The organism is Roseibium album (assembly GCF_965233825.1).
Taxonomy (GTDB): domain Bacteria; phylum Pseudomonadota; class Alphaproteobacteria; order Rhizobiales; family Stappiaceae; genus Roseibium; species Roseibium album.
Map to the genome: position 1 here is coordinate 6,957,471 of NZ_OZ247583.1, position 17,661 is coordinate 6,975,131.

The following is a 17,661-nucleotide window of genomic DNA, read 5'->3' on the forward strand; positions in this document are numbered from 1 at the left end:
AAGCGCAGAGCAAAACAAAAATGTGAAATCACAATAACTATTTGTTTTTTATGAGTTTTTCCGGATATTGACATTTGTGGCACGAGAATATCTTATACGAAAAGATACTCTTTTATAAGAAGGTATAGCTCGTTGAAAAAGAACGTTGTCATCGGCTTCCTCGGCATCCAGCTGGACGCCGGCAAAAAGCGTCGATGGCGCCCGTCGATCGCCGTCACCCAGCATGGCAGCTTTCCGGTTCACCGTATTGAACTCTTGTACGACAGGGCATTTCATCGCCTTGCAAGCAACGTCAAGAAAGACATCGAGGATGCAAGTCCGGCAACAGAGGTTCTGCTGCAGCAGGTTGACCTGCGCGATCCCTGGGATTTTCAGGAGGTTTACGGCGCTCTGTTTGACTTCGCGCGTGACTACGGCTTCGACGAGGATCGCGAGGACTACTTCGTCCATTTGACGACAGGAACGCACGTTGCCCAGATCTGCTGGTTTTTGTTGACGGAGTCCCGACATGTGCCAGCCAAGCTGGTGCAGACATCGCCGCCACGCGGTGACGATGGTGAAGTAACCGGCCGCTACAACATCGTAGATCTCGACCTTTCCCGTTATGACGCCTTGCAGCAACGATTTGATCTGATCGCGGAAGAATACAATGCACTCCTGAAAGCAGGCATTGAAACCCGGAACACGGCATTCAACAGCCTGATCGAACGGATAGAGCTTGTCGCCACAAACTCGGATGCGCCGCTGCTTCTGCTCGGCGATACGGGAACAGGCAAGAGCGAGCTGGCGGAACGAATCTACGAGCTGAAATTGCAGCGGCGCCGGGTCAAGGGCCGGCTTGTTCATGTGAATTGCGCCACGCTGAAGGGCGAGCGCGCGATGTCGAGCCTGTTCGGCCATCGCCGGGGGACCATGGGAACCGGCAGTCCGGACCGGCGCGGCTTGTTGCGTGAGGCTGATGGCGGTGTGCTCTTCCTGGATGAGATCAACGAACTTGGCCTCGATGAACAGGCAATGATCCTTCACGCGGTCGAAACCGGCCGGTTTCTGCCTGTTGGCTCCGATCACGAGATCACCAGCCGCTTTCAACTGATTGCGGGAACCAACCGCAACCTCGGCCAGCTCGTCTCGGAGGGAAAGTTCCGACCGGATCTCTATGCCAGGCTGAACCTCTGGACATTCCGGTTGCCCTCTCTCACGGAACGGCGGGAAGACATCGAACCCAACATAGAATTCGAACTCAACCGCGCTGAAAAACTGCTCGGCAACAGGGTGGGCTTCAATGTCGATGCAAGAGCGCGATATCTTGACTTTGCCGTGTCCCCGGCAACACGCTGGCCGGGCAATTTTCGCGACCTCGGCGCCTCTGTCCAGAGATTGTGCACCCTGGCACCGCGAGGCCGTATCACGCTTACGCTCGTTGAACAGGAAATCGACGCACTGGAAAGCCAGTGGACGAGTGCCTTGGCCAACCCGGATGACACGCTCCTGCGGGATCTCCTCGGCGACAGAACCGATGAAATCGACGTCTTCGACAGGGTTCAGCTCGCCTATGTCATTCGCATGTGCCGGAAGAGCCCGTCCTTGAGCGCAACCGGACGGGTCCTGTTCGCGGCATCCCGCGCCTCGAAGACAAGCCGCAACGATGCTGATCGCCTCAAGAAGTACCTGGACCGGTTTGACCTGAACTGGTCGGCTATCACGGCGGAATGACAGCCGTGATAGCCGACCGGCTCACGCACAGATGGAGTTTCCGTGATCTCGATGCATCCGAACTTGAATAAAACGTCAGAACTTCACGCATTGAGTTGAATGCACGTTATCGAATGCCTTCCCAAATAAAGGGCGCAACAAGATTTGTTATCTGGAAGGCTAATGGACATGATGACACTCACTTCTGAAAACCGGCTGGTTGGCGCTCTGCCCTCCGTCAATTTCGCCACACTGGGACTGATGTTCGTCTCGGGATTCTTCGCAACCATCGCGTTCGACCTCTGGGGCCAGGTGATCAGCCCCGCGCTCGGTTTCGCCACTTTATCTCCGCACGGTCTTGCCAGAAGTCTGCTTGGCGCGCTCGGCTTGCCAAATAGCAATTTCGCCGGCTATTTCGTGCATTTTTACGTTGTCGGCCTGATCGGCTACCCGATTGGCTGGATGTTCATCTTCGCACCACTCTGGCAACGCGTCGTTGGCAACACGCACTGGTTCGTGCCGTCTGCGATCTATGGTTTTGGTCTTTGGATCTTCGCGATCGGTGGCATCACCTCTCTCGCCGGTCTGCCGTTCTTCTTGAACTTCACTGGAATCGTCTGGGTCGCCCTGGTCGGACACGTTCTCTACGGCATCGTCATGGTCGCCATGCTGAAACTCATCGAAAAGCAGCAGAACGCCTGACAATTAAAATCTGTTCGAAAAAGCAATGAGCGCGCCAATTGGCGCGCCTGCTTTTTTCGAAGGCATCAGCCAGTGCACTCGGTCTTGTCGTTAATCCACCCAGTCTCTCTGGATCAATTCAACACCGTTCCGACCCGCATCCAAAACGCAATCAGCAACATTCACGTTTTCCGCGAGGCGAGCAAGCGTTACCGTTCCCAGCATCAAGGCCAGTGTTGCAATGCCCTGAGCGGTATCTTCTGCTTGCTTTAGTTGCTGCGAAACCCTTTGCATGGCATCACAACCTTCCCGCCTGCCCCCCACCTGGCCGCGTGACAACTCTCCTGCCAGTGCTGCCAATGGACACCCTTCGCCGCGGTTGTCGACGTGGCACATTGACAGATACGTGTCGATATAGGCCTCCCGCGCTTTTTCTCTCTCTTCATCCGAAGCAGCGTCTTCCATGTCGGCGAGCACACCATCAACCGCGTTCCTGAAAGCGGCAACCACAAGATCATCCTTCGATTTGAAGTGCCGGTAAAAGCCACCATGCGTGAGACCGGCTGCCTGCATGACATCCGAAACGCTGGTCGTTTCCGTTCCTTTCTCGCGAAAGATCCGGGCCGCCTGGTCGAGTATCCTTTTATGGGTTTTACGTTTTTCAGCTTCAGACATTCTGGGCATCGTGCCGTCTTTCTTCGGGGCTTGACAATTTAGATTTCGTATATCATCTATATTTTAAGATTACAATTATCATCTAAAGGTGGCGCGTGGCATTGAAACCGAAAATTCTCGTGACCAGCGCGGCGGGTAAGACCGGCCTGCCGGTCGTTTTGCAGCTGCTTGAAAGGGGCTTTCCCGTCAGGGCCTTCGTCAGAAGGCGAGACAAACGCTCGGAGCTTCTGGAGCGCGCGGGCGCTGAAATCTTCATCGGCAATCAATATGCGCTCGCGGACATGCGCAAGGCCATGAAAAACGTGCAAAGGGCCTATCAATGTGCACCAACGGCGCCGAACGGCTTGCACTTCAACGCCGTCTTCACCGTGGCGGCAAACGAAGCCCGCCTTGAACATGTCGTAACGCTCGGTCAATGGCTCACGTCGGTCGACCACCCGTCGCTGTTCACGCGCGAGGTCTACCTGTCCGATGCCCTGATCCGCCTGCCGTCTGGCATGAGTGTTACTTCGGTCAATCCCGGATGGTTCGCCGACAACTACCTGATGGTCATCGACATGGCGGCACATCTGGGACTTTTCACAATGCCGCTGGGGCCGGGTGATGAGCGGAAAAACGCACCTCCTTCAAACGAGGACATCGCCAGCGTCGCTGTCGCAGCCCTGGTCGACCCTGAGACCCATGCAGGCAAGAACTACCGTCCGACCGGGTCGGAGCTTCTGTCCCCCAACGAGATCGCCGAAGCGATGGGGCGAGCCCTTGGACGCCGCGTGAGATACATGAACATTTCGGAAAAGATGATGACCAAGGCCTTGCGCGCGCTGCCACCGTCAAACTACTCGGAAGCCGCGGTTTCCCAGCTCGCGATCTATGCGGAAGAATATCGACGGGGCAGCTTCGCGGTGAACGCACCGACACAGGACGTACACCGTGTCGGAGGCCGTGTGCCGGAAGAGTTCGAAAGCATTGTCCGCAGGCTGGTCGCCACCCGCCCCGAACTTCAAGCCAGCCTTGCGGCAAGCGCCCGCACGCTGGTCGGTTTCCTCAAAATCGTACTGACGCCTGCACTTGATCTCGAGCGCGTGCAGTCGGCGCGGGACTATGTCCGGATCGCAAACCCGAGATTCAGCCAGCAGACACCCGATTGGGTCGCGACCCATGCCGGTCAATCGGCACAGTCAACAACAGCCAAGGTTGCCTGACTGCCAAGAGTAAACAGGAAAAATCATGAGTAACAATTCTCTTCTTCTTGAACGGAACGACCGCTTCGCGGAAACGTTCTCATCCGCCGACCTCCCGATACTGCCAAAACTTGGCACCCTCGTTTTGACGTGCATCGATGCTCGTGTCGATCCCGCTCATGTGCTTGGCCTGGAACTCGGGGATGCCGTGGTCCTGCGCAACAATGGCGGGCGCGTGACAAAGAGCGTGATCAACGAGATCGCCACTCTCGCCTTCATGGTTGCGAAGATGGCACCAGATCGAGACCCGGATTTCCATGTCGCCCTGATGCAGCACACACAATGTAGCGCACAAAATTTTACCAATCCCGATTTCCGGGATGCGCTTCGCGACAAACTCGGCATCGATGTTTCCGACTATGCGATCACGGATCAGGAAACGGATCTCTTGCGTGACATCAACCGGCTACGTGATGCAGCCGAAATCCCCGGCCACTTGACCGTCTCGGCACTCCTCTATGATGTCAAATCTGGTCAAGTCAGGGAAATAGCTCCGCCGCGTGAACTCGCGCGGTTGCGCGAGCCGCCCAAAAACGAGAATACCGGTGGTTAGACCCTGTCAGAATTCCCGGGGCTCGGACCCGGCCACGGCAACAGCAATATGCTTCTTCCATTGGCAGTGTCGGGAAACAGGGCCCGACAGCCGCTCGGCCGGAACACCTACTGGCAACCGCCTTCGGCCCACACTTGCAGCAATTGTTTGAAGACGCCCCCGAACGGGTGATCCTTCGAAAGCGCCCGCGTCTTGTCATCCACATAAGTCTTGGCCTGGGTACACAGGTTGGCCTGCTCCCATTGATGACAGGAGGCACACGTCTTGTCTTTCCAGGCAGCTTCCGGAAGCCCCTCAATCGGCGGGAACTGCGGGCTCGCCGAGATCAGGTCCGATATGCTCCGGGTGGCCAGCTCCGGACCGCCCGCGCCAAGAGGCTTGTTGAATGCAACGACATTCGGAAGCGCGCCCGCTCCGTTCTGGGTTGATGGTTTGGGCTCAACGGCAACAGCGACGGGTGGCTCCGAAATCGGGTCCGTTCGCGGTTCGTTTTGCTGGATCGTCTGAAGCTCCAGCCGGGCCAGTTCGGCAAAGTGGCCGTCCGGGAAGGCATCCAGATAAATCTTGTATGCGTCTTCCGTTCCGGCCCGTCGTGCTTCCTCGATCAGGTCGCGTTCAGCGTCGCTGGGATCCACGGACACAGGTTCTTTTGCCGGGGTCGGAGCAACGTCTGTGCTCACTGTTTCCTTGACTTCCGCAGAAACAAGGTCCTGCAGGAGCTTGCGTGCGTCACCTGAAAAACGACTTTCCGGGTTGGCGCGAAGATAGAGCATGACCTGGATCGGATCCTTGCTCAGCTTCACGGTCTCCCAGAGCTGGCGCTCCTGGATCTCCGCAGGAGACGGCATGACCGCAGGAACGAACTGAAAGTTCACGGTCATGGACGATGTATCCCATGGCGTCTGGATGCCGTTGGTCGCATCAAGAACATCCCGCCGGACATTCTTGAACAGCGCCTCGATCGGAACACCTGGTGTCGACATCCGCCGTGCGAGAGAGCCGGTAAAGGGACTGTTGTCTTCCGACCCGTCCAGGGCGACCTCCCCGGGGCCTGTGGAATAGGCAAGAAAGGTTCCCCGAGGGGCTTTCATTTCGGCAAGACCGTTTTCATTCAGGTCTGGAATTGAAACGAAAGGATTGTCCCGGCAGGCATCAAGGATGACGATATTGGTCTTGTTGTTCGCCGAAAACATCTGCCGGAGCAATGCCTGCGCGGGCACCCCGACCAGGCTGAGATCAGCCGCATCCATGAGATTGATGTCAACGGGGAGCAGAAAGTTGGCGCCGAAGGACTGCACGCCATGCCCGGCGTAATAAAACAGGCCGGTCGCGTCGTCATCCGCTTCCCGCAGCCTGCGGCCGAAATCCGAGATGGCCTTGATCAAGGTATCGCGCGTCGCATCCGTGACCAGCATTACCTCAAAGCCGACATCTTCCAACGACGCAGCCATCAGTTCCGCGTCGTTCACCGGGTTGTCCAGTGGAGCGACATGAGTATAGGAGCCGTTCCCGACAACAAGCGCCAGGCGAAGCGGTTCCTGTGAATCGCTATCATCGGCCTGAACCTGCGTAAACAGGAACAGCACGGGCAGGACGATTGCCAAAAGCCGGCAGATTTTGAACCTAGTCGACAACGATAAACTCGATACGGCGGTTGCGGCGTTTGCCGTCAGGTGTGTCATTCGACGCTATCGGACTGGCTTCACCATACCCGACACTCGTGATCCTGTTACCAGAAACCTTCTTTCCATAAAGATAATTTTCAACCGAAGCGGCCCTGCGTTCGGACAAACGCTTGTTGGCAGCTGCGCTGCCATCACTGTCTGTATGACCGCCGACTTCTATCTTCAGGTCCGGGCAGCGAATGATGATATCGACCAGACTGTCAAGCAGTGGTTCGCTGCGCTTGTCGAGGCTGGCGCTGCCGCTGGCAAAATAGATATTGTCAGTGCGCGAAAGGATCTCGAACCGGCCCTTGCAGGCCTCCTCGTCCAGATTGCCTTCCGGTTCAATTGCGGTGGCCGCCGCCTGCTGTGCTTCGGGCGCGGTCTCTTGCGCAACCTGTTGGCCTGAATTCCTGGAGAACATGAAATCGAAGGTCACGGTCGCCGAAGGCACAATCGCAACGTTTGCGGCTTCTTCGAGTTTCTTGATACCGCCTTCAAGATTGAAGTCGGCTGCCGCCACAGACACCGGCGCTGTTGACGAAACCGCAACGATCTCGTCTCCGACGAGCGTGACGGCCACTTCCGTTTCAAGCGTCTTGGTCACCCCATGGAGTTTCAGCTCGAAGGCAAGTGGAATGACCTTCCGTCGCTGCGTCGGCAGATCGGCCAGAACCGAGGGATCTATCTGCGCGGTGATGACCGCTTCGGGAAACTCAAACGTTTCAAAGAACAGAAAACGCATCCGAACGTTTCTGAGGTCGATCTTCGTATCGACGGAGTCCAGGAAGATGCGGATCTGCGCTTTTCCATCCGGATCGATTTGGCCATCGAATTGAACGAAGCCGCTCGACTCTACCTTTGTGAGGTTCTTGACCGATTGAAACCGGATGGTGGACGCCTCGGGTTGAAGTGTCCACCCGGGTCCGAGACCGCTGCTTTGTGCGCTCACCACCTGCGGAGAGAAAACAAGACACGCGAAACACAGGAAAGAAAAAACTACCCGCGAGACCGTCATTATCAGTTCCCCCTCGTATCAATCAGGCGTTGGCCGCTACATTAATGGGTCATTCCTTACGTTACTCTTACAGCCTTCCGGGAACCATGCAACGCCCTGCACAGGCGATCCGCGATCGCCCGCGCAAATGCGCAGTTCCAGGAACAGTTTTCCCACAGGCCCCTGGTGACGGTTCAGATCGTCCCCAGCTGTGCCTTGTCGAATATTTCAAGGGCACCGTCCTTGGTCAATTCGACGGGATTGCCTCCAGCCGTCGGATCGACAATCGCCATCTCCGCGATCAGATCGCGTTTGCCTCCGTCGACATTCAATCCTGACAAGGTGTGCGGGACGTCAAGATCATCGCGCAGTTTCAGGACAGCCTCAAGCACGCCCCGGTATCCTCCGCCAATGCCCAGGAAACCCGCAAGGCGTTCGAATTTCTGTTCTATGGCCACCTTGTTGAACTGCATCACGTAAGGCATGAACACCGCGTTTGTCATGCCGTGATGCGTGTCGTAAAGCGCACCGACCGGATGGGACAGGGAGTGGATTGCCCCAAGCCCTTTCTGGAAAGCGACGGCGCCCATCGCGGCCGCACTCATCAGGTGCCCGCGAGCTTCCAGGTCGGATCCGTCAGCCGCGACCCTCGGCAAATTCTCCAGGACAAGTCTCACGCCTTCAAGCGCGATGCCTTCGGACATCGGGTGGTACATCGGCGCCGAGTAGGCTTCAAGGCAATGCGCAAGCGCGTCCATGCCTGTGCCGACAGTGATGAAGCGCGGCATCCCGACGGTCAGTTCCGGATCACAGATCACGATTTCCGGAAGCATCTTCGGATGGAAGATCACTTTCTTCGTGTGGGTCGCCTCGTTGGTGACGACACCCGCCCGCCCGACTTCCGAACCTGTGCCCGCAGTTGTCGGGACGGCAACGATAGGTGCGATACCGTCCGGGTCGGCACGGGTCCACCAGTCACCGATGTCCTCGAAGTCCCAGATCGGGCGGGACTGCCCGGACATGAATGCGATCAACTTGCCGGCGTCCAGCCCGGATCCCCCACCGAAGGCAATTACACCATCATGGCCACCGGATGTGAACGCTTCAACGCCTGCGGAAATGTTGCTGTCGACCGGGTTCGGCTTGACGTCGCAAAATACGGCAGCCGTGAGGCCTGCATCTCGCAGGCTGGCGATCGCGTCCGCCACCATCGGCAAGCTGGCAAGTCCGGGATCGGTCACCAGCAACGGGTTCGACATGCCTGTCGCCTTGACGGCGTCGGGCAGTTCCTTGATGCGGCCAACACCGAAACGCACGGAAGTTGGATAAGACCAGTTGACGGAAGGAAGTGAGCTCATGGGTGTCTCGTTGGTTTTGAGTTCTCTAAAATCTTAGGTTTGCGAGCGATCAAAATCTGAAGTCGGGGTCGAAATTTCCACCTTTTGTCACCCCTGCGCAGGCAGGGGTCTGGTATCCATCAGCTTATGCCACCTAAGTCTTGGTGGCTGCATCGGTTACTGGATCCCCGCCTTCAACTTCGTTTCAGCCGGGATGACAATTGCAAAGGATCTGCAAGGCGCTAATTCCTTCTTCCCCTCAGTGCTCCACCCGGAAGTGGAAGGACTTCGGCCGTGTCAGGTTATGGAATCCGATTTCGGAAAGCGCGGCGCCCTTGCCGGTATCCTTGACGCCAGTCCACACCAGCGCCGGGTCGAGATAATCGCAGCGGTTCATGAAGACGGTTCCGGTCTCGATCCTGTCGCCGATCGCCGCGGCGGCCTCGACATCCTCTGACCAGATCGAAGCGGTCAGGCCGTAGGGGCTGTCATTCATGAACTGCAGGGCTTCCTCGTCATCCTTGACCTTCATGATGCCGACCACCGGACCGAAGCTCTCTTCGCGCATGACCGACATCTGGTGATTGACATCGGTCAGGACCTGGGGCGCCAGGTAGGGTGTGCCATCCTTGTTTTCGGAATAGGCGGACACATCGATATGTGCCTTGGCACCCTTGCGCAGGGCCTCGTCGGTCTGTTCACGCACCCAGGCGGCAAAACGGGCCTGTGCCATCGGTCCCAGCGTTGTCGCTTCGTCCAGCGGGTTGCCCAGCTGATACTGCTTTGTCAGATCGACAAACCCGTCGACGAACCTGTCGAACTGGCTTTCATGCACATAGACGCGTTCGATACCGCAACAGCACTGACCGGCATTGTAGAACGCGCCGTCGACCAGATTGCCGATGGCATAGTCGAGATCGGCGTCGGCACGGACGTAGGCCGGGTCCTTGCCTCCAAGTTCAAGACCAACGGTCGCAAATGTACCGGCAAGCGCCTTTTCGATCGCACGACCGCCGCCGACAGAGCCGGTGAAATTGACATGATCGATCACGCCGGAAGCGAGCAGTTTCTCGGTCCCGCCATGGGTCAGGACGATGTTCTGGAATACGTCTTTCGGCAATCCGGCGATCTCGAACGCCTTTGCCAGGCGTTCACCGACCAGAAGCGTCTGTGCGGCGTGTTTCAGCACCACGACATTGCCGGCCATCAGCGCGGGCATGATCGTGTTAACAGCCGTCATGAAAGGATAGTTCCACGGCGCAATCACCATGACGATGCCGAGCGGCACACGCCGGAGGTAGCGCTTGAAGCCCGGCTTGTCCGTGCGCTCGATATCAGCCAGCGCCTCTTCGGCGATCGACGCACAATATTCCGTGCGCTCGATCGTACCGCCCAGTTCGCCGCCGTAGCGGATCGGGCGACCCATCTGCCAGGCCAGTTCCGGCACGACATCGTCGTTCATTGCCTTCAGGGCTTCCAGCGCCTTCTCGCAATAGGCGACACGCTCGGCAATCGGCGTTGCCGCCCAACCGGCCTGTGCCCGTCTTGCGGCCGAAACGATCTTTTCGACAGCAGCTTCTTCCAGGGCGGGACGTTCGGCATAAACCGAGCCGTCAACGGGTGAGATCAGCTTGATCACATCAGACATTTGAAACCTCTCATTCCGCATCTTCGTGTGCGGTCTGTTGAAAGTGGTGGCTCTCGCGTTTTTCGTTGTTCCCGCTCAACACCGGCTCAGGATGAGGGTGTGGACGGTATGCTGGTTGTTCATCACGCCCGTTCGAATCCGCGGGCGATTTCATAATCCGTGACAGCCCGATCGAATTCCTCGATCTCCCACTCGGCAGCCCGTGCATAGTGTTCGATAACTTCATCGGAAAACGCCTCGCGCAGGAATTTCGACTTGCGCAGCGTTTCGCGTGCATCGCGCAGCGTATGCGGAATTTCTCTGGCCTTCGGGGCCTCGTAGACATCACCGGTCGCTGGCGGATCAAGCGGCAGCTTCTCCTCCAGTCCCTTGATGCCAGCGGCAATCAACGCGGCCAGCGCGAGATAGGGATTGAGGTCCGAGCCACCGATGCGGCATTCGACACGCAACGCCTTTGTGCCTTCTCCGCAAAGACGGAATCCGGCCGTGCGGTTGTCGACGGACCAGACTGTCTTGGTCGGCGCAAACGTTCCTTTTTGGAAACGCTTGTAGCTGTTGATGTAGGGCGCCAGGAAATACGTGTATTCCGGCGCGTATTTGATCATTCCGGCAAGGTAGTGTCGCATCGTGTCCGACATGCCGAGTTCAGCCTTGGCATCGCAAAAGACGTTGTTGCCTTTCTTGTCGAACAAGGAGTGGTGAACATGCGAGGAAGAGCCCACCTTGTCGCTGCGCCACTTGGCCAGGAAAGAAACGGAACGCCCCTTTGCCCAGGCAATCTCCTTGACCGCATGCTTGGCAATTGTGTGGTACTCGGCCGTTTCAAGCGCGGGAGCGTATTTGATGTTCAGCTCCTCCTGCCCCGTTTCAGCTTCACCCTTGGTGTTTTCGACCGGAATTCCCGCGCCAAAGAGGCAATTGCGAACCGGACGCAGAACGTCCTCTTCCTTGGTGGTCTGCAGGATATGGTAGTCTTCGTTATAGCCGGAGATCGGTTCCAGATTGCGGAAGCCTTCCTTGCGAATCTCGTCGAAACTCTTTTCGAACAGGAAAAATTCCAGTTCGGTCGCCATGATCGGCGACAGCCCCATTTCGGACAGTCGGGCAACTTGAGCCTTCAGCATTGCGCGCGGCGAGTGCGGCACGTCCTTGTGTGTATGGTGATCCTGGACATCGCACATCACCATGGCCGTTGCTTCCAGCCAGGGTATTTTCCGAAGGCTCGACAGGTCCGGTTTCATCACATAGTCGCCGTAGCCGCCTGACCAGCTGGTCGCCGCATAGCCTTCGACCGTATACATTTCCAGGTCTGTCGCCAGAAGGTAGTTGCAGCAATGTGTTTCGTCATAGGCGGTGTCGACGAAGTGCTGGGCGTGAAAACGCTTGCCCATCAGCCGTCCCTGCATGTCGACGATGCACGCGAGCACCGTATCGATCTCACCGGACGAGACGAGAGTTTTAAGTGCATCGAATGTCAGGTTGCCAGGCATTTGTGTCTTCCGCTGGTTCATGGGCTTGAATTATCGGCAATGGATCGGTGAGCTCCGGAGAAACAAGTCTCCGGAGCTCGTCAGTGCTTGTCTCAACCGAAATTGTAGGGAGGTCCTGCCTGGTTGATGACATCGTTGTATTCCTGGAAGATCGATATGATCTTTGCCTGAAGTTCGCCTTCTGCGGCGATCTCTTTCCAGAAGTCCTTTGCCGCGTCTTCGACCTGTGCCCATTCGGCAGCCGGAACTGTGCGAAGTTGCAGCTTGTCGCCTTTTGCGCGAAGGCGCGCCTCTCCGCCCCAGTACCACTGGTTCCGGTAGGTATGACCGGCTTCGGTGGCTGCCAGCACGAGTTGCTGGAGATGCGGCGGCAGATCGGCCCAACGTTTCTGGTTGACGAACCACGAACCGATCCAGGCACCGGAAATGTTGTTGGTCAGGAAGTAGTCCGTCACGTCAGCCCAACCGACTGTGTAATCTTCCGTGATACCTGACCAGGCCATGCCGTCGAGTTCACCGGTCTGCACGGCGACTTCGGCATCTTCATACGGTATCGACACGGGCACGACGCCGAATTTCGAAAGGAATCGGCCGGCTGTCGGGAACGTGTAAAGCTTCAGGCCTTCAAGATCTGCAACCGACTTGATTTCCTTCTTGGTGTTGAAGTTGCAGGGATCCTGACCCGCTGCGGAAATCCACGCGACACCCACCTTCTCGTATTCCGACCGCCAGATGTCGGCAAGGCCGTACTGGTTGAACAGAACAGGCACGTCGAGGATATGCTTGGTTGCAAACGGGAAGTAGCCGCCGAACTGGCGCAACGGTGTCGGCGAGGCCATGGAGTCGTCGTCGGAATGCACCGCGTCTATTGTACCGCGTTGCAGTGCCTGGAACAGTTCGCCTGTCGGTACGATCTGGTCGGCGTAGAACAGCTCGATCTGCAACTCGCCGTTCGAGGCGTTGTTGACATAGTCGACCATCGGCTTCGTCACGTGCTCACCCAATGCACCACCGGCATAGGTCTGCAAACGCCACTTGATGGGCTCCTGGGCAAGCACAGCCGGTGCGGCCAACGTCGTTGCACCGGCGGCAGCGGCAGTCCCCAACCCTGCATTTTTGAGAAAATTACGTCTATTGGTCATCTTAAGTTCCCCTAATTTCAGTTTACGGTCCATGCGGTCAGACCGTTTGCCGGTCCTCGTTTTCTACCGCTGCTCATAGTCCGTTTCCTCCAGACCTTATTGTTTTTGTCTCGCTTGTCGCCGCTACTTTCCATAGATCAGGTTGGGTAGCCAAAGCGCGATTTGCGGGAATACCATTACGATCACGAGCGCCAGGATCATCACCAGCACAAATGGCGTGATCGATCCGTAAATGTCACGCATGGTGATGCTCTTGGGCGCCATCGCCCGCATCAGGAAAAGGTTGTAGCCGAACGGTGGCGTCATGTAGGCGATCTGCGTTGTGATTGTATACAGCACGCCATACCAGATCAGAATATCGCCACGCGGCATACCCAGGTCCAGCGAGCCAACCAGGGGCACGTAGAGCGGTGCAACGATCACCAGCATCGCCGTGTCGTCAAGGAATGTTCCCATGACCAGGAAGGAAAGCTGCATCAGGATCAGGATCATCCAGGGCGACAGGCCGAGCTGCTCGGTAAACAGACTCTCGATTGCCTTAACGGCACCGAGACCGTCGAACACAGCGCCGAAGCCGAGGGCTGCCAGAATGATCCACATGAACATGCAGGAGATACCGAGCGTGTTTCTGAGACACAGGATCAGGATATCCCATGTCATCCGCCGCCGGAGAATCGAAGCGATCAGCGCCGTGAGCGCGCCGACGGCCGAGGCCTCGACCAGGCTGGTTTTACCCATGACAAAGGGCACCATCATCATCGCGAAGATGATGAGTGGCAAAAGACCGGCAAGCAACAATCGGTATTTTTCGCCCCGCGAAACATCCCGTTCATTTACGGCAAGTGCAGGCCCCAGCTCAGGCTGAATGCGACACCGGACTGCTATGTAAATGATGAACAGTGCCGCCATCATCAGTCCTGGAACCGCGCCTGCAAGCCAGAGCTGGCCAACCGGTGCCCGGGCAATCATCGCATAAAGAACAAGCACCACCGACGGTGGCACAAGGATTCCCAACGACGATCCTGCCTGGATGACCCCCGTGACCATGCGTTTGTCGTAATTTCGCTTCAGCAACTCCGGCAACGCGATTGTTGCACCAATCGCCATTCCCGCCACCGAAAGGCCGTTCATTGCCGAGATCAGCACCATCAGAAGGATCGTGCCGATGGCGAGACCACCATTGATAGGTCCCATCCAGACATGGAACATCTTGTAAAGATCGTCGGCGATCTTGGTTTCCGACAGTACGTAGCCCATGAAGATGAACATCGGCAGCGTCAGCAGCGGGTACCATTTCATCAGTTTCATCGCGGCAGAAAACGGAATGTCCCCACCGCCGGTTCCCCAGAGCAGAATCGCCGCGATGGACGCGATACCGCCTATGGCACCGAAGACCCGCTGCCCCGTCAACAGCATCAGCATCATGGACGAGAACATGAGAAGAGCGATCATCTCATATGACATCAGATCGTCTCTCCCTTGATACGGGCGATATCTTTGAGGAATTCAGCAAAAACCTGAAGGAGCATCAGGAAGAATCCGATTATCATGATCAGCTTGACCGGCCAGACATAGGGGCGCCACGCAGTTGGACTGCGCTCTACAAAACCAAGCACCTCGTTTGCGGCATCCGGACCTCCCGTGACAAAGGCAAAGGCCAGGTCGCGGTAAAACGAGAAAGGCTCCTGGGTAAAGTGCCCCAGGGAATAGGCAAATGAATTCAGCGCCCCATAGAGAAGAACACCGAGATAGAAGAGCAACAGCAACACCGTGAAGGCATCGAACCATGCCTTTTTCTTCAAGCTCCAGTCCGCATAGAAAAGATCCATGCGCACGTTCGATCCGAGCTGTATCGAATACGGCCCGCCCAGAACGTAATAGGCCACCATTGCAAATTGAGCGACTTCCAGCGTCCAGAGTGACGGGCTGAAGAATGTCTTGGAAACGGACGACCAGAGCAGAATGCCCGCCATGACAAACAGCCCCCACATCACGACCTTGCCGAGCCGACGATTGAAGCTGTCCACAACACGGACGTAAGCGCGCGCGACTTTAAGCATCAGCGCCTCCCGCCGCGGTCATGCGGCTGTTTCTTGTGCATGCGCCTGCAGCCTTTTCCAGAAGCGGGGCCAGCAGACCTGCCCAATGAGCTTCCTGTTCCGGTGTCGTTATCTCGTCATTTCGGATTTCGATCATCAGGCACGGCAGGTGCCGGTTCTCACCGTGCCGCCGGATTGTGTAATAGACACCGTCCGAGGGCGCGTAGGGTTCATTGTCACCGACGGAATACGCACCCAGGCTGTTGAGATCAGCAATCACCGGATCGGCAAGGCTGCGATCCCTGTCCGAAATCAGGCCGATTTCCCAGGGACGGCTTTGGCCCTTGTAAACCGGGGTGAAGGAATGGATCGACACCACCGCGGTCGGCAGGCCGCGCTCCATCCGCTTTTCGATGACGCCGTCGATCGAAGCGTGAAACGGCCGGTGCACCAGGTCTAGGCGGAAGGATTTCTCGTCATCCGACAGGTTGCGGTTGCCTTCAATCTCGATCGTCTCGCTCAGGCTCGGGATCAGGTCGGCCCGGTCTTCCTCGCGATTGCAGTCAATGATCAAGCGCGAGATCCTTGTGCGAATGAGCGGCGAGTCGAGCTGTACGGAAAGGCCTCTGGCAACACCGAGCGCTCCCGGGTCCCAGGAAATATGTGCTGATTTTTCGGCTTCGGTGACACCCAGACAGTGATCGTAGGGCGGCGGAAAATAATTGGACGCGTGATCGCAGACAAAGACAAAAGGTCCAGTCCCGTCAGCGTTCTCGATCGCTACAGCCCCGGCTGTTTCGCCATTTGGAGGGCTTGCTCCCATTCCCCGTTCCCCTTGAAAACCCTGCATGTCAGATTGTAATGTTTGTTACAGGATTGCCGCTGAAGTCAATATCTGTAATATTTGATACGCAGATTGACGCCGCTGTCAAATGAAAATGCACCGTCAGGGACACAAGCAGGCAAGACTCATGGAACGCCCACTTCTGGATGACATTCGCGACCGCCTGGACGAATTCACCGCCACGGAAAAAAAGGCCGCACACGCCCTCATGGCAAACTATCCCGTTCAGGGGCTGGGCACGGTTGCGCAATTCGCGGAAGCTGCAGGCGTGAGTTCTCCAACGATCCTTCGTTTCATCGGCCGGCTGGGATTTCCGGGGTTCGCAGAGTTTCAGAAAAAACTCCGCAGCGAATTGGAAAGTCAGCTGAATTCACCACTTGCCCGCAGCGCGACACTTGAAGATGAACAAGGCGGTGATCCGCATGTCGGGCAGTTGCTGGAAAATGTGCGAGAAACCTTTGCCCACCTGCCACGGGGCGAACTTGAAGGCCTCATCAGGCTGCTGGCAGACGAAAAGAAGACATTGCATCTGATCGGTGGCCGGTTTACCGACGGCCTTGCCCGCTACATGGCAGCCCATCTGCGGATTGTTCGCTCAGGTGTCAATCACGTCGCCGGGCAGCAGGGAAACTGGCTTGACCAGCTTCTGGGCATGGGTCCCAGGGACGTGGTTCTGATTTTCGATATCCGGCGCTACCAGACGGAGATCATCCAGTTTGCGGAAGCGGCGGCAAAGCAGGGCGCAACGGTAACCCTCGTCACCGACAGCTGGATGTCGCCTGTCGGCCGCATTGCCAGTTTTGTTCTGCCGGCGCGGGTCGCGGTTCCCTCGCCCTGGGATTCATCCCTTGCACTCATGGCTATCGCAGAAGTGCTGATTGCCGGCGTCACGCGCGAAAACCAGCAACGGGCGCAGGAACGTATGCAGTCCCTGGAGATTCTTCGAAACGAAATCGATCCAACGACCGAAAGCCGGACAACGGGTCCCGATGTCTGATCGCTTCAGGTGCCGCAGGCCAACTGTCCAACTTCCGCACTGAAGGTCTTCCACGCGGCTGCAGAAAGGTATTCTTTGGCCGCACTGTGAAGACTCATCTATGATGTCGGCGACGCGCTTGTCCGCAAACGGCCAGACAGCAATTCGACCGGATGGTCGAACCTCCTTTGTGATCGGACGGGCATGACTTGGCTGGGAGTAAAGTCCAATCACCGAAGCGACGCCTCCGAATCACTCGGTCTTCAGGCCCCACATCCGTTCTACTCCGCGGGCACTGATCCTGAGCGGGCAAAATTTGTTGGTGCAGGAAAAACGTCATCCCGTGAAAGGGCATCACTACACTCTGCCGGGAGGAAAACAGGAACCCGGCGAGGACCTTGTTCAAGCCCTGAGACGTGAGTGCCTGGAGGAAATCGGAACTGAAATCTCGGTCGGAAAACTACTGCATATCGCTGAAATATATCGCGAAAAAACTGATAGCGGAGAGCGACAACACCAACTTGACTTCGTCTTCGAGTGCCTGGTTCCCGAGGACTACGAGCCGATCCTCGGACCATCACCCGACCCCCACCAGGTTGCAACGTGCTGGACCACACGAGAAAACGCTCAACAGCTGCGTCCGGCTTATGTCACAAAACTGTTTTCAATTGACTGTAGGCGG

The 17,661-nt window shown here is 57.0% G+C and carries 15 protein-coding genes; 5 read left to right on the top strand and 10 right to left on the bottom strand.

The features are described from left to right. The first annotated feature begins 132 nt into the window (after positions 1–132). Positions 133–1,713, top strand: coding sequence for an RNA repair transcriptional activator RtcR (rtcR, locus tag ACO6TI_RS31925; protein WP_422384101.1), 1,581 nt, complete (start codon positions 133–135; stop codon positions 1,711–1,713). A 168-nt stretch (positions 1,714–1,881) separates the two neighbouring features. Then, positions 1,882–2,394, top strand: a complete 513-nt coding sequence (locus ACO6TI_RS31930) for a hypothetical protein (RefSeq protein ID WP_104704945.1) — start codon at positions 1,882–1,884, stop codon at positions 2,392–2,394. A 90-nt stretch (positions 2,395–2,484) separates the two neighbouring features. Here ACO6TI_RS31930 and ACO6TI_RS31935 read toward each other — a convergent pair whose 3' ends face one another. Further along, positions 2,485–3,048, bottom strand: coding sequence for a TetR/AcrR family transcriptional regulator (locus ACO6TI_RS31935; RefSeq protein ID WP_422384102.1), 564 nt, complete (start codon positions 3,046–3,048; stop codon positions 2,485–2,487). A 101-nt stretch (positions 3,049–3,149) separates the two neighbouring features. Between ACO6TI_RS31935 and ACO6TI_RS31940 the strand changes: the two genes are divergently transcribed. Both ACO6TI_RS31940 and ACO6TI_RS31945 read left to right on the top strand, forming a co-directional pair. Beyond that, positions 3,150–4,250 carry an NmrA family NAD(P)-binding protein gene (locus ACO6TI_RS31940; RefSeq protein ID WP_422384103.1) on the top strand — a complete coding sequence of 367 codons (1,101 nt, stop codon included), beginning with the start codon at positions 3,150–3,152 and terminating at the stop codon, positions 4,248–4,250. Positions 4,251–4,275: 25 nt separating this feature from the next. After that, the gene (locus ACO6TI_RS31945) at positions 4,276–4,842 is read left to right on the top strand and encodes a carbonic anhydrase (RefSeq protein WP_422384104.1); all 567 of its coding nucleotides are present in this window, start codon (positions 4,276–4,278) and stop codon (positions 4,840–4,842) included. Positions 4,843–4,949: 107 nt separating this feature from the next. Here ACO6TI_RS31945 and ACO6TI_RS31950 read toward each other — a convergent pair whose 3' ends face one another. The 9 genes from ACO6TI_RS31950 to ACO6TI_RS31990 form a co-directional block, all read right to left on the bottom strand. After that, positions 4,950–6,476, bottom strand: coding sequence for a caspase family protein (locus ACO6TI_RS31950; protein WP_422384105.1), 1,527 nt, complete (start codon positions 6,474–6,476; stop codon positions 4,950–4,952). Next, the gene (locus ACO6TI_RS31955; RefSeq protein WP_422384106.1) at positions 6,466–7,458 is read right to left on the bottom strand and encodes an OmpA family protein; all 993 of its coding nucleotides are present in this window, start codon (positions 7,456–7,458) and stop codon (positions 6,466–6,468) included. The genes ACO6TI_RS31950 and ACO6TI_RS31955 overlap by 11 nt, the downstream gene beginning before the upstream one ends. 239 nt (positions 7,459–7,697) lie before the next feature. After that, on the bottom strand, positions 7,698–8,861 hold the full coding sequence (locus ACO6TI_RS31960) for an iron-containing alcohol dehydrogenase (RefSeq protein WP_055113544.1): 1,164 nt from the start codon (positions 8,859–8,861) through the stop codon (positions 7,698–7,700). 238 nt (positions 8,862–9,099) lie between these two features. Beyond that, entirely contained in the window at positions 9,100–10,488 is a 1,389-nt protein-coding gene (locus ACO6TI_RS31965; protein WP_422384107.1) for an aldehyde dehydrogenase family protein, read from the bottom strand. Between the two features lie 122 nt (positions 10,489–10,610). Further along, positions 10,611–11,978, bottom strand: a complete 1,368-nt coding sequence (locus tag ACO6TI_RS31970; protein WP_422384108.1) for a glutamine synthetase family protein — start codon at positions 11,976–11,978, stop codon at positions 10,611–10,613. A 92-nt stretch (positions 11,979–12,070) separates the two neighbouring features. Next, positions 12,071–13,120, bottom strand: a complete 1,050-nt coding sequence (locus ACO6TI_RS31975) for a TRAP transporter substrate-binding protein (protein WP_055113546.1) — start codon at positions 13,118–13,120, stop codon at positions 12,071–12,073. Positions 13,121–13,243: 123 nt separating this feature from the next. Further along, on the bottom strand, positions 13,244–14,584 hold the full coding sequence (locus ACO6TI_RS31980) for a TRAP transporter large permease subunit (protein WP_196879916.1): 1,341 nt from the start codon (positions 14,582–14,584) through the stop codon (positions 13,244–13,246). Continuing rightward, positions 14,584–15,180, bottom strand: coding sequence for a TRAP transporter small permease subunit (locus ACO6TI_RS31985; protein WP_055113551.1), 597 nt, complete (start codon positions 15,178–15,180; stop codon positions 14,584–14,586). The genes ACO6TI_RS31980 and ACO6TI_RS31985 overlap by 1 nt, the downstream gene beginning before the upstream one ends. Further along, entirely contained in the window at positions 15,173–15,982 is an 810-nt protein-coding gene (locus ACO6TI_RS31990; protein WP_108875031.1) for an N-formylglutamate amidohydrolase, read from the bottom strand. The genes ACO6TI_RS31985 and ACO6TI_RS31990 overlap by 8 nt, the downstream gene beginning before the upstream one ends. Before the next feature lie 148 nt (positions 15,983–16,130). Between ACO6TI_RS31990 and ACO6TI_RS31995 the strand changes: the two genes are divergently transcribed. Further along, on the top strand, positions 16,131–17,000 hold the full coding sequence (locus ACO6TI_RS31995) for a MurR/RpiR family transcriptional regulator (RefSeq protein WP_055114260.1): 870 nt from the start codon (positions 16,131–16,133) through the stop codon (positions 16,998–17,000). Positions 17,001–17,661 lie beyond the last annotated feature (661 nt).

Bases quoted from the DNA above. Each gene is read 5' to 3' on its own strand.
- ACO6TI_RS31930 (WP_104704945.1), top strand. From the start codon at position 1,882: ATGATGACACTCACTTCTGAAAACCGGCTGGTTGGCGCTCTGCCCTCC.
- ACO6TI_RS31935 (WP_422384102.1), bottom strand. From the start codon at position 3,048: ATGTCTGAAGCTGAAAAACGTAAAACCCATAAAAGGATACTCGACCAG.
- ACO6TI_RS31945 (WP_422384104.1), top strand. From the start codon at position 4,276: ATGAGTAACAATTCTCTTCTTCTTGAACGGAACGACCGCTTCGCGGAA.
- ACO6TI_RS31960 (WP_055113544.1), bottom strand. From the start codon at position 8,861: ATGAGCTCACTTCCTTCCGTCAACTGGTCTTATCCAACTTCCGTGCGT.
- ACO6TI_RS31965 (WP_422384107.1), bottom strand. From the start codon at position 10,488: ATGTCTGATGTGATCAAGCTGATCTCACCCGTTGACGGCTCGGTTTAT.
- ACO6TI_RS31970 (WP_422384108.1), bottom strand. From the start codon at position 11,978: ATGCCTGGCAACCTGACATTCGATGCACTTAAAACTCTCGTCTCGTCC.
- ACO6TI_RS31975 (WP_055113546.1), bottom strand. From the start codon at position 13,120: ATGACCAATAGACGTAATTTTCTCAAAAATGCAGGGTTGGGGACTGCC.
- ACO6TI_RS31980 (WP_196879916.1), bottom strand. From the start codon at position 14,584: ATGTCATATGAGATGATCGCTCTTCTCATGTTCTCGTCCATGATGCTG.
- ACO6TI_RS31985 (WP_055113551.1), bottom strand. From the start codon at position 15,180: ATGCTTAAAGTCGCGCGCGCTTACGTCCGTGTTGTGGACAGCTTCAAT.
- ACO6TI_RS31990 (WP_108875031.1), bottom strand. From the start codon at position 15,982: ATGGGAGCAAGCCCTCCAAATGGCGAAACAGCCGGGGCTGTAGCGATC.
- ACO6TI_RS31995 (WP_055114260.1), top strand. From the start codon at position 16,131: ATGGAACGCCCACTTCTGGATGACATTCGCGACCGCCTGGACGAATTC.